The sequence below is a fragment of the Vibrio sp. SG41-7 genome (assembly GCF_014164465.1).
GTDB lineage: Bacteria > Pseudomonadota > Gammaproteobacteria > Enterobacterales > Vibrionaceae > Vibrio > Vibrio splendidus.
The window spans coordinates 1-2,371 of record NZ_JACJFF010000252.1; the positions used below are offsets into that span (position 1 = coordinate 1).

The following is a 2,371-nucleotide window of genomic DNA, read 5'->3' on the forward strand; positions in this document are numbered from 1 at the left end:
ACGAGTAGAATCGTGCATCTGCTCGAGTTGCAGCTTTTGTTGAGGAGTCAGTGTAATTTTCATGGGTCTTAGCATGATCCTGATTTTATCGAAAATCAAGCACCTTCATTGATCACGGGTATACATGGTCTAACGCTTCAAGTAAGGTAAAGGTGTACTCACCTAGCGTGGTTGCCGAGAAACTAACAGTGAACACTGGAACTTCTGTGCCCGAGCCATTGATAATAAAACCTATGTAAGTGCCTGGATTAGCAGAGTCTTCTTTTATCTCGACTGCAAATCCGTTCGATTTAAGTGCACCACCCACATTAAACTCGGTTGGTTCAATACGGAAGCTGGTCACATCATCACTTTGATTGGTGAAGGTAATCGTCTCAGTTTGACTGACTGCACCGCCGCTTGGAGTTGAGCCATCTGCAAGGTTGGTTTCAGACAAGGTAACGCTTGGCACCGCATCAATGGTTGGGATATCACCATCGGTAATAGTCAGAGTTACTGTTGACGTCACCACATCGTTATCTAAATCACTTGAGGTCACCACAATCGACTTCACGATATCTTCGCTAGCCGTATGGTCTAGATTGCGATTTGGCTCGAAGCGCACTTCACCTTGCAAGGTGATGAACAGTGAACCCTCAGCAAAGACAAACTTCTGTTCACCCGTATCGTTTTGGTCGAGTGTTATTGCCGCCCCGCCATCGTAAGTAAACTGAGTGATTGTCGCGCCATCGGCACTTTGACTAGGCATCACATCAACAGTGGCTGTCGTCGGAGTACCCGCAGCCAAATCAGCAACCGTAGGCTCAATAATATTAAGCGCTTGGTTTTGCATGACCTGTACATCATCACCAATGGTCACATTCAGTTGAGATACCAGTGAATCATCACCATCGCTATCAACGGCATAAACAGGAAGATCAAAACTCAGATCATTCTTCGCTAAGCCATCTACATGGTCTAGTGCTTCAATTAAGGTGAAGGTGTATTGGCCTAAATTGGTATCCGAGAAGCTAATCGTAAACACGTTAGTTTCAACATTCGGAGCCGTTGTCACAAAGCCGATGTAGCCACCCGGCGTGGTTGGGTCCGCTTTCAACTCAACCGCCAATCCGTTTGATGTTAAAGCACCACCAACATTAAACTCAGTCGGTTCAATGCGAAAGCTCGTCACGTCGTCACTTTGATTAGTAAAGGTAATGGTTTGAGTTGAACTCACCGCACTTGCATTCGGAGCAGATCCGTCGCTCAGATTCGTTTCTGACAGAGTAACGCTTGGCACCGTGTCAATCGTTGGGATATCGCCATCAGTAATGGTTAGCGTTACCGTTGAAGACACAAGATCGCTATCGAAATCACTTGAAGTTACGACTATCGACTTCACGATATCGCCACCAGTATGGTCAAGGTTACGACTTGGTTCGAAACGAATATCGCCTTGCAGAGTGATATATAATGCCCCATCAGCAACCACGAACTTCTGCTCACCCGCATCGTTTTGGTCAAGCGTTAATACCGCCCCACCATCATAAGTGAACTGAGTAATGGTCGTGCCATCAGCACCTTCTTCATCAAGTACATTAACGGAAGCTGTCGTCGGAGTACCTGCTGCCAAATCTGCAACCGTTGGCTCTTCAATTGTGAGAGAGTCATTAACCATCACTTGAATATCATCAGTGATAGTTACAGCCAGTGGCGACATTAGCGAATCATCACCGTCGCTATCAACCGCGTAGACTGGCAAGTTGAATGTTAGATCGTTATTGCCTTGAACAGGCGAGTGGTCAATCGCTTCCAGAAGCGTGAAGGTGTACTCACCCAAAGTGGTATTAGAGAAGCTCAGCGTAAATACCGTGGTTTCGGCATTCGAAATATCGGTCGTGAAACCAATATAATTGCCTGATCCTGTTGGTTCCTCTAGAATCTAAATACTCAAGCCATCGGACTTGAGCGCGTTGTTAGTATTAAACTCCGTAGGCTCAATACGGAAACGAACCACATCATCACTTTGGTTGGTGAACGTGATGGTTTGAGTCGAGCTTACCGCGCTGCCACTTGGCGATGAGCCATCAGTTAAATCAGCTTCTTCAAGTACAACGCTCGGTACCGAATCGATAGTCGGATTGTCACCATCAGTAATGGTCAGCGTAATGGCTGAAGTCACCGGATCGTTATCGAAGTCGCTTGAAGTCACTACTATCGACTTCACGATGTCTTCGCTAACGGAATGGTCTAGATCGCGATTAGGTTCAAAGCGCACTTCACCTTCAAGGGTGATAAACAACTCGCCTTCTGTGAAGCTGAACTGCTGTTCGCCAGTGTCATTTTGATCAAGCGTTCTTAGCTGACCGTCATAAGTAAACTGAGTGATCGT

General features: G+C 46.3%; 1 pseudogene. It reads right to left on the reverse strand.

What is annotated here, in order from left to right:
- Positions 1-121: 121 nt before the first annotated feature.
- Positions 122-2,371: pseudogene (locus tag H5300_RS26355) on the reverse strand (hypothetical protein); the annotation flags it as partial.